Raw genomic sequence first — 12538 nt, 5'->3', positions numbered from 1 at the left:
AGGCTGCCTTGTGATCGTCGTATGCATGGCAACATTAAACCGCTAACCAATCCATTGATGCTGGATCAGCCATGATTCTACTTCCGCCAAAAATGGTGGATTGATTTCTTTATCGCCACGCAAAGGCAGCCTGAAAATCGCATTTGCCGTTTTCAGGCTGCCTTTTGCCTGCGGTTTAATGCCTGAAATGCCGCACGCCGGTTACCACCATGGCGATGCCGTGCTCATCGGCGGCGGCGAACACTTCTTCATCGCGCACAGAGCCTGCGGGGTGAATAATCGCCTTGATGCCCTGCTCGGCGATGACATCCACGCCGTCGCGGAAGGGGAAGAAGGCGTCCGATGCCGCGCACGCGCCATGCAAATCCAAGCCTGCATCTTGCGCTTTGCGGGCGGCGATGCGGGTGCTGTCCACGCGGCTCATTTGCCCTGCGCCGATGCCGTAGGTTTGCCCGCCTTTGCCGAACACGATGGCGTTGGATTTCACAAATTTCGCCACGTTCCAAACAAACAGCAAATCCGCCCATTCCTGCTCGCTGGGCTGCCGTTGGGAGACGACTTTCAAATCTTCGCGGGCGATGCGGTGGATGTCGGGCGTTTGCACCAGCAAGCCGCCGCCCACGCGCTTCAATTCAAAGCGGTTTGCACCTGCGAGCAGCGGGATTTGCAGCACACGCACGTTTTTCTTAGCAGCCAAAACTTCCAGCGCGTCCGCCGTGAACGCGGGCGACATAATCACTTCCATAAATTGATTGTCGGTGATTTGTTTGGCGGTTGCGCCGTCCACTTCGCGGTTGAAGGCGATGATGCCGCCGAACGCGCTGGTGGTGTCGGTGGCGTAGGCAAGGCGGTAGGCGGCAAGCGGATTATCGGCAACGGCAACGCCACAGGGATTGGCGTGTTTCACAATCACGCAAGCGGGCGCGTCAAACGATTTCACGGCTTCCCATGCGGCATCGGCATCGGCGATGTTGTTGTACGACAGCTCTTTGCCTTGCAGCTGGGTGTAGTTGGAGAGGCAGCCTGAAAACGGGTAAACGTCACGGTAAAACGCGGCTTGCTGGTGCGGGTTTTCGCCGTAGCGCATTTCCTGCACTTTGATCCAGCTTTGGTTGAACTGGGCGGGGAAGGTGCCGATTTCGGGTTCGCCCGATAATTTTTCGTCCGACACGCTGGTTAAATAATTGGAAATCATGCCGTCATACTGCGCGGTGTGGCTGAACGCTTTGCGCGCGAGATTGAAGCGGGTTTTGTCGGATAGGCAACCTGAAAGTTTTAATTCGTTGATGACGCTGTCAAAATCGGCGTTGTCGGTAACGATGGCGACGTGCTTCCAGTTTTTCGCCGCCGAGCGCACCATCGTGGGCCCGCCGATGTCTATGTTTTCAATCGCGTCTTCCAGCGTGCAACCGGGCTTGGCGATGGTGGCGGCAAAGGGGTAAAGGTTCACGCACACAAGGTCAATATTGCCGATGCCGTGTTCCGCCATTTGCGCGGTGTGGTCGCTTAAATCGCGCCGCCCGAGTATGCCGCCGTGGATTTTGGGGTGCAGGGTTTTGACGCGCCCATCTAGCATTTCGGGGAAGCCTGTGTAGTCGGCGACTTCAACCACAGGGATGCCCACATCGGCGAGCAGCTTCGCCGTGCCGCCGGTGGACAGGATTTCCACGCCCATTTCGTGCAGGGCTTGGGCAAAGGGGACAATGCCTGTTTTGTCGGACAGGCTGATAAGGGCGCGTTGGATGCGGGGCATGGTTTTTTCCTTTAAAAAGGGTTGGGGGAAAGGGGGATTCAGGCTGCCTTTGGGGTTAATGGCGGTGGTTGAGCGATTGGATGTGTTGCGCTAATCGCTCGGGCGTAGCCTCCCATTCGGATTGGGATAGGATTTTGCAGATACGCTGAATTTGCTCGGGCACGATAATAGTTTTTGTAAACTGTTGAACATAGGGGATAAATTGCTTGGTTAAGCAAACATTGGCGGGCAGCTCGGTGCGTAGTTGGCAATCACGATGCGTGAACACAACAATGGAGTGAAATCGGTTTTCAGGCTGCCTAATCAGTTGCTCTAAGGCTTTGATGTGGGCGTAGTTTTGGTGCAAGGGGTTTGTGAACGGATATTTTTCGTAACGGGATTTGGTATGCCACCATGTTTTTTGCTGCTTTCCGCCAAAAATCCAGCCTTCATAATATTTGGCTTCTATCACAAACACGCCAAACGGCGATACGATGATGTTATCAATTTGCGTGGTTGCGCCATTGTGCGGGATGATGAGATTGTGAAAATAGTGATACTGGCTGCGGTCTAGTTTGCCCAATGCTTCCACTTTGATAATTTGCTCGCCTACCGCTCCTTTTTTGATGTTGATATTTGCGATTTCAGGCTGCCTTTTATTGGCTGGCGACGATTTGGATTTTCGGTGTTTAGTCGTATGTTTAGGCGCGTTTTCGCTGCTGATGGCTTGGATAATGGCAAACAGCAAAACAATGAACACAAGGGCGTAAGCAAATAATTCCATTTTCAGGCTGCCTTATCGCTGCCGATACGCTTGCAGGCGCAGCTTTTCGCCTGTTTCGGTTTTCACGCCTGTTTCCAAAACCGAGCAGGCGGCGAGCAGGGCAATCAGCGTTAGAATAATGATTTTATTCATGTTTACACAATATTAAAGGCAGCCTGAAAATCTGCGCGGGGCGTTTTCAGGCTGCCTTGGGTTTAGTCAATCAACTGGTGCTGCAACAGCTTTTTGCGTAGCGTGTTGCGGTTTAAGCCGAGCATGTCGGCGGCTTTGGATTGGTTGCCGCCGCATTCGCGCAGCACATATGCCAGCAGCGGTTTTTCCACTTGCACCAATACCATATCGTATACGCCGCAAGGGGTTTCGCCGTTTAGGTCGCGGAAGTATTGGGCGAGGTTCTGGTGGATGCAGTCGGCAATATCGGGAGCGGTGGGCATGATGTGAATTCGGGTTAAGATTTTGGGGCGTATTGTAAACGATTTTGCGCGCGGTTTGGGTTTCAGGCTGCCGTTGCGCGCGACAAAGCGCGGGGTGAGGCAGCCTGAAACGCGGTTTACTCTTGGCTGCCGCCAGCGCTAGGGTGGGTTAAATCGTCCAACGCTTCTTGCGCCAAGCGCGACACGGCTTCGTTGCCGGTTTGCGCGGCGGCTTTGCGGTACCACTGGGCGGCTTTGATGGCGCTGGGCGCGACACCTTCGCCGTCGTGGTACATCGTGCCGAGAATGTATTGCGCCTCGGGATAGCCTTGCTCGGCAAGCGGCTGCACTTTGGCAAACGCGGCTTCGGCACGCCCTTCTTGCAAATCGGCGCTGATTTGGCTCATGGTTTGACCGTATTGGGCGTTGTTGGCGGGCGCGGCGTTATCATCATCAGCAGGCGCGGCATAGGCGAATGCGGCGGATAGCGCTAGGGCGAGGAATAGGGATTTTTTCATGGCGGTTTACTGTCTTTGAATCGGGGGTGGTTTTCAGGCTGCCTTTGAAGGAGATTGATGCGCCGCATCGGAGGCAGCCTGAAAGCGAGTTTGCGAGCTTCTGCGAAGCTAAAATCCTTTATCGGACAACAAAACAGTCGGGCATCGCACCCAACTGTTTTTGTTTCAGGCTGCCTATTGCATCGGGCAACGGATTACTTCCAATAACGCCACCAAGGCATATCGTCGGGCTTCCATTCTTGTTGCAAATAGGGGCTTTGCGGGAAGTTTTGCTGCAACACGCGTTTGGTGTCGTTGGCGGATTGCTCGTTGCCCATTTTGCCGTAGGTGTACGCCATGATGGCCAGTGCCTCTTCCACAAAGCGCGTGTTTTGGAACTGCTTGATGACTTCCTGCGCGCGGTTGTTGGCGGCTAGGTATGCGCCGCGTTTGGCGTAGTATTTGGCGATGGCGATTTGATGCCCGCCCAAAGCGTCCACCAGCTGTGCCATGCGTTTGCGCGCGTCTTCGGCGTATTTGCTGTCGGGATAGCGGGTAACCAATTCGTTGAACACGCGATAGGCGCGGCGGTTGGCTTGCGGGTCGCGGTCCGACCAATCTTGCGAGGCGAGTTTGCGTAAAAACGATTGGTCTTCGTCAAACAGCACCAAACCGCGCAGATACAAGGCGTAGTCCATGTCAATGCTGGCGGGGTAGTTATGCTCAAAGCGCGACAGCAAGGCTAGGGCTTTGGCGGGCTCTTCGTTTTTGTAATGCGCGTAGGCGGCATCCAACAGCGATTGCTCGGTGTATCGCCCGGGGGCTTGGCGCGCGCGCAGGATTTCGTAGAGCTTGTTGGCGCGGTCGTAATTTTTAGCGTTGAGCTCGCTGCGGGCTTCATTGTAAAGCTGGTCGTTGGACCAATTTTGCGCGGCAATCGTATCGCTATCAATTTTGACCTTTTTGGCTTTGTCTTTAAACGCGCAGCCCGTTAAGGCAACGGCTAGGGCAATGAATAGCAAAGATTTTTTCATTAGATTATTCATCCTCGTTAATAAAAAGTTTCTGAACCCGCAGTTTTAGGAACCCGTTGTCTAAAATTGCTACGCGGGATGTCCGCCGATGCAGACGGGTTCAGAGCAAAACGCAAGCTGTGTAGCGATTTCAAACAGCTTTTCAGGCTGCCTCATCTTCGGCGCGGTCTGTATTATCGTTGTCGGCATCCTCGCGCGTACGCGGTCTAATCATGCGGCACACCAACAATCCGCCCTCATACAGCAAAATCATCGGAATGGCTAACATAATTTGCGACAACACATCGGGCGGCGTGAGCACGGCGGCGATGATAAACGACGCCACAATCAAATACGGGCGCGCCGCTTGCAGTTGCGCGAAAGTAATCACGCCCATGCGATAAAGCAAAACCACCACCACAGGGATTTCAAACGTCATGCCGAAGGCAACAAACATCCCCAGCACAAACGACAGGTATTTATCAATATCGGTTGCCATGGAAACGCCCGTGGGCGTCATGCCTGCGAAAAATTTGAACACCACGGGGAACACCAGAAAATAGCAAAACGCCATGCCTGCGGCAAACAGCATCAGGCTGGACAAAATCAGCGGCACAATCAGCCGTTTCTCGTGTTGGTACAGCGCAGGGGCAACGAACGCCCAAATTTGATACAGCGTATTGGGCAGCGAAACCAGAAAAGCCGCCATCAGCGCCACTTTAATCGGCACAAAAAAAGGTGCAATCACATCGGTGGCAATCATGCTGGTGGTGGCGGGCAGCACCGCCATCAAAGGCTTGGCAACAAACGCATACAACGGCTGCGCAAACGGCACAATCGCAAAGAAACACAGCGCAATGCCCAATAATGCCCACACCAAGCGGCGGCGCAATTCCAGCAAATGTTCCACCAACGGCTGCGCCTGCCCGCCGACTGGCTCGGTAACTTGGCTCATCGGCGGCTCCTTAATTTGGGTGTGGCGCGGTGGCGCGGACGCATATCGCGTTTGCGCGCCATAGCTTGTTTACGCAAAGATTTAGCGTTAAGCGCGGCAATGGGCTGTGGCTGCGGCGTGTAGTCAAACGCGGGCTGCGCGGTTTCGCTGATGCCGAAATCGGCAGGGGTTTTCTGTTCGGGCAGTCGCTCCCATGCGGGGCGCGTGTCTTGCTGCGTTTGCTGGGCAAGCTCTTGCGTGTGCTGGGCGATGGTTTGCGTTTCTTGCTCAACCTGTTTGCCGAAATCGTGCAATTCTTGTTTCAAATCGGCAACGGTGCTGGTGAAATCTTGCTTCACTTTGCTTAATTCGGCGTATTCGCCGTTGGCTGCCAATTCTTGTTTAACACCTGCTGCCAAGCGTTGAATTTTGCCTACCCATTCGCCTGCCTTGCGCGCCACTTTGGGCAGGCGCTCCGGCCCCAATACCACTAGGGCGACCACGCCTGACAACAGCATTTCGGTGAAGCTAAAATCAAACATGATTAGGCTTGTTTATCGGTTTTTTGTTCGATGACTTCTTCTTTTTTGGCGGCGGCTTCGCTGCTGCCTTTTTCCAAGCCTTCTTTAAAGTCGTGCACCGCGCCGCCGAGGTCTTTGCCGACGTTGCGCAGTTTTTTGGTGCCGAATACGAGTACGACAATCGCCAATACGATAAGCCAATGCCAGATTGAGGTTAATCCCATGATTGAGTTCCTTGTGAAAGTTTGGGGTTGGTGAAAAGGGTTAGGCAGCCTGAAAAGCGGCTGCGCGGGTATTTGGTTTTCAGGCTGCCTGATGAGGCTCGCGCTTGATGAGCTTGGTCCAGTTGTAATAGCCATAGAGCGAGTTGCAGAGGTATGCGCCGTACATCAGATACATGGCGGGGGTTTCTGCCCACAATACGATGGAGAGAATGTTGAGCGCTATCCACAGCAGCCATTGTTCGCGGTAGCGCAAAATCATCATGGCTTGGGCAACGAAGGTAATCACGGTGGTTGCGCCGTCTAGCCCTGTTGAGCTGCCACCTGCGGCGCGTAGGGCTTGGATAAAGCCGAATGTGCCAATGCCGATAATGGCGAGCATGATTGCCCAGCCTTGGGGGGTGAGCGCTTTGGCGACGACGGTTTCGCCGTCCGTATCGTGGGTGGTGTGACTTTTCCACATGAAATAGCCGATAAATTGCGAGGGCAGATAGATATACAGCACGGAATTCATTTCGCCGATAAAGTTGGCGCGCCATGCGACGTAGAAATAAGTGTAGGCGAAAATCAAGCCGAAAAAGTAGTTGCTGATTTTGCCTTTGCTGACCAGCACCACACAAATGATACCTGCGATGCCTGAAATCATCCCGAGTATGCTGGTGGGGTCTTGCACATAGGCATACACTTGGGCGGCGATAAAGGCGAGCAGCCAGATGACTTCAAAGGGCTTCCAGCCGCTCAGTTCTTCTTTGATGAACTGGATGTATTTCTCTTGCGTTGCCATTTTGCTGCTCCTTTGTAGAGGGATGGAAATGGGTTTTTCAGGCTGCTTGTTGTTATTGTGGATTGCCGAGGATATGGATGTGTAGATGGAAGACTTCTTGCCCGCCGCCTTTGCCTGTGTTGATTTGGGTTTTGAAGCCGTGGCTTAACCCTGCTTGCTGGGCGATTTGGGGCACGCGCAGCATCATTTTGCCCAGCAGTTCTTGGTGTTGGGGCTGGGCGTGGGCGAGGGAATCAAAATGGGTTTTGGGGATGAGCAGCAGATGCACGGGGGCGGCGGGGTGGATATCTTTGAAGCAGAGCATGTCGTCGTCTTCATACACGATGCCGCTGGGGATTTGTTTGGCGGCGATTTTGCAGAATAGGCAATCGGTCATGGTTTGGTCCTTTATGGCTTTTCAGGCTGCCTGAAAAGGTGGCATTTTAATAGAGTTTAGTCTTTTGGGCGAGATGCTTTTTCGGCTAGCCCTGATAATCCTTGGCGGCGGGCGAGTTCGGCGAGCACGTTGTCAATGCTGAGGTTGTGGTGGGCGAGCAGGATGATGCTGTGAAACCAGAGGTCGGCGATTTCGTACACGATGTGTTGAGCTTCGCCGTCTTTGCTTGCCATCAGCACTTCGCCTGCTTCTTCTATGACTTTTTTGAGGATTTTGTCTTGCCCTTGGTGCAGCAGTTGGGCGGTATAGGATGTTTCAGGGCTGGCGGTTTTGCGCTCGTTGATGGTGGCTTGCAATTGGGCTAGGGTGGATTGGGGCATGGTGGTTTCCTTTGGGTTGGGGATGATGGGGCAGCCTGAAAAGGGTGTTTTTGGCTACGCTGAAAGGCGTTTCAGGCTGCCTATGGGTTTTTGTCGTAGATTTGCTGTTCGTCTTTGATAACGGGGTCTTGGATTTGCCAGTCGTTGTTTTGCCATTGGCGATAGAAGCAGCTTTCGCGCCCTGTGTGGCAGGCGATGCCGCCGTTTTGCTGGATTTGCAGCAGGATGGCGTCGCCGTCGCAATCGGTGCGGATTTCTAACACGCGCTGGGTGTGCCCTGATGTTTCGCCTTTTTGCCATTGTTGTTGGCGACTGCGGCTGTAATAGTGGGCATAGCCTGTTTGGATGGTTTGTTGCAGGGCTTCGGGGTTCATGTAGGCAACCATGAGCACGCGCCCTGTTTGGGCATCTTGGGCGATGGCGACGATTAGGTTGTGCTCGTCCCATTTTAGGTTTTGGATGGCGGTGGGGATGGGTTGTGGCATGGTGTTTCTCGTTTTCAGGCTGCCTTAAACGGCGGCGTTGGCTGGTTTATTGTTTACGCGCTGATTTCGCACGCGCCGATGTGTTGAACATTGCTGGCGGGGCTGGATGCGGCGCTGGGCGGCGTGGCGCGGGCGGTGCTGTAACAAGAGAAGGCGGATAGGGAATTTTTGGGCGATCCTTCTATGATTTTGTCGCTGTACACCATGTAGGCAAAGGCTTTGCGCTTGGGGTCGTAGTAGCGGACGATTTGTAGGCTTTTGAAGGCGAAGCTGGCGTTGCGTTTGAACACTTGGCGCGGTTTGCTGACCACGCTTTCGCTGTATGCAATGCTGGGCGCGGCTTGGATGCAGGACACGCTGGCATCGGATGCGTCTTCTTCTAGATTGACGGTTTCTTTGATGCCGCCTTTTTTGGCGTAGGATAAAAAGCAGGAAACGCCGCGCACGTCGGGGTCGTCGAAGGCTTCTATTTCTATGCGGTCGTTTTTGCCGAGCAGGTTGAACACGGTGGAGGCTTCGCCGATTTTGTCGGTGTTTTTGCCGCAGGCGGTGAGCAGGGCTAGGGTGGTAAGCAGGATGATTTTGCGCATGGGGTTTCCTTGATGGTTGAGTTTGGGATTTTGGTTTTGTTGAACTTTGTTTCAGGCTGCCTTGAAAGTACACATATTGAGGCAGCCTGAAAATGTTTACTGCGGGGTTAGAACAGGTCGCTGATGAGCAACACGGGCATCATCACCATGCCGCTGGTGATGTCGGCGGCGAGGGCAAGCGGGGTGAACAGGACGTTGCAGGTGAGCTTGCGGCGGCTGATGCTGACTTTTTGTTGTTCAAACACGAGCTCGGCGGGGATGGGCTGGGGCAGGGTTTGGCTGGTGCTGGTGCTGTTGCTGGGCGGGGTATGGTACACGGTGCCTGTGGTGGCGATGCATTTGCGGTAGTGGTTGGGCTGGGCTTGGGGTTGGAATTTGAGTTGGGCTAGGGTGGTTTGTTCGCTTGGCTCTGTTGGGTTGCTTTGGGCGATGTAGTCTAGGCAGAAGTTGCTGATAAAGTGGTTTTGGTCGGTAATCAGGATGCGTAGATTGGGCTGGGGGATACCGCTGTATGGTTGGGTGATGTGGTAGGGCTGGGGCAGCGGGGCGCGTAGGGTGGCGGCGAGGTCTTGCGACACACTGGGGTGGATGGCATACCAATAATGCTCGCCTTGCAGGATAAGGCTGCCTGAAAGCTGGGGGTTGGCGTGGCGGGGGATTTGGCTGATGGCGTGGATGGTGTCGCTTTGGGTGCGGGTGATTTGGCGTTGGGTTTGGATAGCGCGGTCGGCATCGTATATGCCGCCATTCCACAGCACAGAGGTGCAGGCGGTTTGGGCGAGCAGAAACGGGATAAGGAATGGGCGGGGCATGGGGAGATGGGCTGTTTACGGGTTTACAAAATTATGGGTTTACAAATAGGCGTTTCAGGCTGCCTATTGGTTTGCGCTATCAGAGGCAGCCTGAAAACGAGTTTAGCATTGCCAACAGCGCGGATTGATTAGATAAAGCGGGCGATGCGTTTTCAGGCTGCCTTATGTTTCGCGCCATCAGAGGCAGCCTGAAAACAAGTTTACCCGTTTAAAGCGAAAACCAAACCTACAACCGCACCTCAATCCCCGCCTGCCGCATCGCCAGCTTGGCTTCGCGGATGCTTACCTCGCCAAAGTGAAAAATACTCGCCGCCAGCACCGCATCCGCCCTGCCCTGCAACACCCCCTCTACCAAATGCTGCACCTTGCCCACGCCGCCCGATGCAATCACAGGAACTGCCACCGCATCGGAAACCGCGCGCGTGAGCGGCAGATTAAAGCCGATTTTCGTGCCATCCCTATCCATGCTGGTGAGCAAAATCTCGCCCGCGCCGCGCCGCTGCATTTCGCGCGCCCAATCCAGCGCGTCCAAGCCCGTGTCGTTGCGCCCGCCGTGGGTGAACACGTGCCATCGGCTGTTGTCTTCGTTTACCGCCTTGGCATCAATCGCCACCACAATCGCCTGCGAACCAAAAAACGCCGCCGCTTCGCTCACCAAATCGGGGTTAGCAACCGCCGCCGTGTTGATGCTCACCTTGTCCGCGCCCGCGTTGAGCAAGCGACGAATATCCGCCACGCTGCGCACGCCGCCGCCCACCGTGAGCGGGATAAACACGCGGCCGGCAACGTCTTCAATCACATGCAAAATGGTATCGCGGTTGTCGCTGCTGGCGGTGATGTCAAGGAACGTGAGTTCGTCCGCGCCCTCGTCGTTGTAGCGCTGCGCCACGTCCACAGGGCCGCCCGCATCGCGCAGGCCTACAAAGTTCACGCCTTTTACCACGCGCCCGTTGTCCACGTCCAAACACGGGATGATTCGTTTTGCTAGTGCCATTTTTGTTTCCCTAAAATCGTTTCAGCTTTGCCGCGTTGCGTTTTCAGGCTGCCCAACCAACCCCAAGGCAGCCTGAAAACGGTTTTACGCGCTGGGGCAAAACCAACCGCCCTCAACGCAAATAATTTCGCGGATTCACCGCCTTGCCATTTTCACGCACTTCAAAATGCAGCAAGCCCTCGTTAGACTGAAAACTGCTGCTCATCGTTGCAATCTGCTGCCCCGCCGCCACCCGCGCATTATTGCTTACTAGAACGCCCGCATTGTTGCTATACGCCGTAATCAGAGCCGCATTATGGCGGATTAAAATCAAATTCGGATAACCGCGCACTTCCGTGCCAATATAAACCACCTGCCCCGCAGCCGCTGCCAACACAGGCGCGCCCGCCTCGCCCGCAATATCGACCCCGCGATTGCCGCCGCCAAACTCGCGCACAATCCGCCCGTTGGCAGGCATCTGCAACGCAATCGGCGGCACAGCAGGCGCAGGCGCGTAAACGCCCGAGCGGGCAGACGAAGCCCCGCGCCCCACGCGCAACTTCTGCCCCACCGCCACCCGGTCGCCGCGCAGATTGTTCCAGCTTTTCAACTGGTTCACGCTCACGCCAAAGCGCAAGCCGATGCGATACAGATTATCGCCCGCTTTCACGCAATAAAAACCCTTGGCAGGGCTGCACCGCGTGCCCTGCGATGTGCCGCTGCCCGAACACGCCGCCAAGCACAACGCCGCGCCCCAGCAAATCCATAAACGAATAGCGATTTTCATAAAACAACCCACAAGGCAGCCTGAAACCGCCGATTATAACAGCATCGCGCCCAGCCCCGCACTTAACCGCATTTTACAAGCGCAAAACTTGTATAATCGCGCCCAGCCCCTATTTTCCGCCCATCGCAACCCTTCCCGAAAGACCGCCATGCAATATCTCGGAATCGCCCTGCTTATCCTGATTTTCGCTGAAATCTTCTCCATCATCTTCATCACCAAACTCATCGGCGGGCTCGCCACCCTCGGCTTGATGATACTCGCCTTTATGCTCGGCTCATTTTTAATGAAACGCAGCGCAGGGCTGTCGCAACTGCTCCTCGCAGGCGGCATCTTGCGCACAGGCGGGCGCATCTCGCTCTACCAAATGCTCTACCCCATCCGCATCCCCATCGCCGCCTTTTTGTTGATGCTACCGGGCTTTTTCTCCGACCTTATCGCCCTACTCCTGCTGCTCCCCTTTGGCAGCGCGCCCAACTCAAACAGCCAACAGCAAAGCCCATTTAGCAACTACGACCCGTTCACCCAATCCCCGTTTACACGCGGCAGCGGCGGCAATCAAGGCAACGATGGCGACATTATAGAAGGCGATTTTGTGGTGCGAGATGGCAAACCCCAAAGGCAGCCTGAAAAACACCGGCCCGATTTAATTGAGCATAAAAAATAATTTTCAGGCTGCCTCCTGCTTACCTGTTTACAAGGCACAAAGGCAGCCTTGCCCCTTTGTCCAAATCTTTGATTTGGAAATAAGTGAGCATCTAAATCTTTGATTTAGCCATGCGAACTTATGCAAAGCCAAAGGGGTAGTCCGCAGCGCAACGCGCAAGGTAGAAAACCACTCCCCATTCACACACAAGGAAATAACCCCATGACCGAAACCGAATTTATCGCCCACAGCGAAGCCCTGTTCACCCACATCGAAGACAGCTTGGACGACTACGATTTTGACTGCACCCGCGCAGGCAACGTGCTCACCATAGAAGCCGACGACGGCACGCAAATCATCGTCAACCGCCACACACCCAACCAAGAGCTGTGGATAGCGGCCAAAAGCGGCGGCTACCACTTCTCCGAGCGCAACGGGCAATGGCTCGCCACCCGCGATGGGCGCGAATTTTTTGCCGTGTTAAACGAAGCATTAAGCGCGGCGGTGGGGGAAACGGTGGCGATTGAAGCGGTGTGAAACCGCATAATGCAGAGGCAGCCTGAAAACCACTTTACCCGTTTTCAGCCTGCCTT

19 protein-coding genes are annotated in these 12538 nt (G+C 54.8%); 3 read left to right on the top strand and 16 right to left on the bottom strand.

Annotated features, from left to right (window positions below; genetic code table 11):
• Positions 1-175 precede the first annotated feature (175 nt).
• The 4 genes from purH to JDW22_RS00895 all read right to left on the bottom strand — a co-directional run bounded on the left by purH (position 176) and on the right by JDW22_RS00895 (position 3447).
• Positions 176-1753 carry a bifunctional phosphoribosylaminoimidazolecarboxamide formyltransferase/IMP cyclohydrolase gene (gene purH, locus JDW22_RS00910; protein WP_200520983.1) on the bottom strand — a complete coding sequence of 526 codons (1578 nt, stop codon included), beginning with the start codon at positions 1751-1753 and terminating at the stop codon, positions 176-178.
• Between the two features lie 55 nt (positions 1754-1808).
• Positions 1809-2516, bottom strand: a complete 708-nt coding sequence (locus JDW22_RS00905) for a nuclease-related domain-containing protein (protein ID WP_200520982.1) — start codon at positions 2514-2516, stop codon at positions 1809-1811.
• Between the two features lie 194 nt (positions 2517-2710).
• Positions 2711-2950 (bottom strand): Fis family transcriptional regulator, encoded by a 240-nt coding sequence (locus tag JDW22_RS00900; RefSeq protein WP_003796283.1) that lies wholly within the window; start codon positions 2948-2950, stop codon positions 2711-2713.
• 116 nt (positions 2951-3066) lie between these two features.
• Entirely contained in the window at positions 3067-3447 is a 381-nt protein-coding gene (locus JDW22_RS00895; RefSeq protein ID WP_003796285.1) for an SEL1-like repeat protein, read from the bottom strand.
• Between the two features lie 57 nt (positions 3448-3504).
• Here JDW22_RS00895 and JDW22_RS00890 point away from each other — a divergent pair, with 57 nt between their 5' ends.
• Complete coding sequence (locus JDW22_RS00890) at positions 3505-3654, top strand: hypothetical protein (protein ID WP_155803138.1); 150 nt, start codon at positions 3505-3507, stop codon at positions 3652-3654.
• Here the strand turns inward: JDW22_RS00890 and JDW22_RS00885 are convergent.
• From JDW22_RS00885 to JDW22_RS00830, 12 genes are all read right to left on the bottom strand, one after another.
• The gene (locus tag JDW22_RS00885; RefSeq protein WP_040558637.1) at positions 3642-4460 is read right to left on the bottom strand and encodes an outer membrane protein assembly factor BamD; all 819 of its coding nucleotides are present in this window, start codon (positions 4458-4460) and stop codon (positions 3642-3644) included. The genes JDW22_RS00890 and JDW22_RS00885 overlap by 13 nt on opposite strands.
• A 142-nt stretch (positions 4461-4602) precedes the next feature.
• Positions 4603-5394: a twin-arginine translocase subunit TatC gene (gene tatC / locus JDW22_RS00880; RefSeq protein WP_003796290.1), complete on the bottom strand. Its 792-nt coding sequence runs from the start codon at positions 5392-5394 to the stop codon at positions 4603-4605.
• Complete coding sequence (gene tatB / locus JDW22_RS00875; protein ID WP_003796293.1) at positions 5391-5915, bottom strand: Sec-independent protein translocase protein TatB; 525 nt, start codon at positions 5913-5915, stop codon at positions 5391-5393. The genes tatC and tatB overlap by 4 nt, the downstream gene beginning before the upstream one ends.
• A gap of 2 nt (positions 5916-5917) precedes the next feature.
• Positions 5918-6118 (bottom strand): Sec-independent protein translocase subunit TatA, encoded by a 201-nt coding sequence (gene tatA, locus JDW22_RS00870; RefSeq protein ID WP_003796294.1) that lies wholly within the window; start codon positions 6116-6118, stop codon positions 5918-5920.
• Between the two features lie 79 nt (positions 6119-6197).
• Positions 6198-6899, bottom strand: coding sequence for a nicotinamide riboside transporter PnuC (gene pnuC, locus JDW22_RS00865; protein WP_003796296.1), 702 nt, complete (start codon positions 6897-6899; stop codon positions 6198-6200).
• 52 nt (positions 6900-6951) lie between these two features.
• Complete coding sequence (locus JDW22_RS00860) at positions 6952-7275, bottom strand: histidine triad nucleotide-binding protein (RefSeq protein ID WP_003796299.1); 324 nt, start codon at positions 7273-7275, stop codon at positions 6952-6954.
• A gap of 56 nt (positions 7276-7331) precedes the next feature.
• The gene (locus JDW22_RS00855) at positions 7332-7655 is read right to left on the bottom strand and encodes a phosphoribosyl-ATP diphosphatase (protein ID WP_200520981.1); all 324 of its coding nucleotides are present in this window, start codon (positions 7653-7655) and stop codon (positions 7332-7334) included.
• An 80-nt stretch (positions 7656-7735) separates the two neighbouring features.
• Positions 7736-8140, bottom strand: coding sequence for a phosphoribosyl-AMP cyclohydrolase (gene hisI, locus JDW22_RS00850; protein WP_200520980.1), 405 nt, complete (start codon positions 8138-8140; stop codon positions 7736-7738).
• Between the two features lie 53 nt (positions 8141-8193).
• Positions 8194-8730 (bottom strand): CreA family protein, encoded by a 537-nt coding sequence (locus JDW22_RS00845; protein ID WP_200520979.1) that lies wholly within the window; start codon positions 8728-8730, stop codon positions 8194-8196.
• 107 nt (positions 8731-8837) lie between these two features.
• Positions 8838-9542, bottom strand: a complete 705-nt coding sequence (locus JDW22_RS00840; RefSeq protein ID WP_200520978.1) for a hypothetical protein — start codon at positions 9540-9542, stop codon at positions 8838-8840.
• A 226-nt stretch (positions 9543-9768) separates the two neighbouring features.
• On the bottom strand, positions 9769-10536 hold the full coding sequence (gene hisF / locus JDW22_RS00835; RefSeq protein WP_200520977.1) for an imidazole glycerol phosphate synthase subunit HisF: 768 nt from the start codon (positions 10534-10536) through the stop codon (positions 9769-9771).
• Between the two features lie 112 nt (positions 10537-10648).
• Positions 10649-11185, bottom strand: a complete 537-nt coding sequence (locus tag JDW22_RS00830; RefSeq protein ID WP_289005758.1) for a peptidoglycan DD-metalloendopeptidase family protein — start codon at positions 11183-11185, stop codon at positions 10649-10651.
• A gap of 13 nt (positions 11186-11198) precedes the next feature.
• On the opposite strand from JDW22_RS00830, the gene JDW22_RS00825 reads away from it, so the two are divergent.
• A complete protein-coding gene (locus JDW22_RS00825) occupies positions 11199-11966 on the top strand; it encodes an FxsA family protein (protein WP_235964652.1) in 768 nt (255 codons plus the stop codon).
• Between the two features lie 201 nt (positions 11967-12167).
• Positions 12168-12482, top strand: a complete 315-nt coding sequence (gene cyaY / locus JDW22_RS00820; protein WP_200520974.1) for an iron donor protein CyaY — start codon at positions 12168-12170, stop codon at positions 12480-12482.
• The last annotated feature ends 56 nt before the right edge of the window (positions 12483-12538 follow it).

Origin of the sequence: Kingella bonacorsii (genome assembly GCF_016623605.1) — a bacterium.
GTDB lineage: Bacteria > Pseudomonadota > Gammaproteobacteria > Burkholderiales > Neisseriaceae > Kingella_B > Kingella_B oralis.
This window is presented reverse-complemented; position numbering and strand designations above follow the sequence as displayed.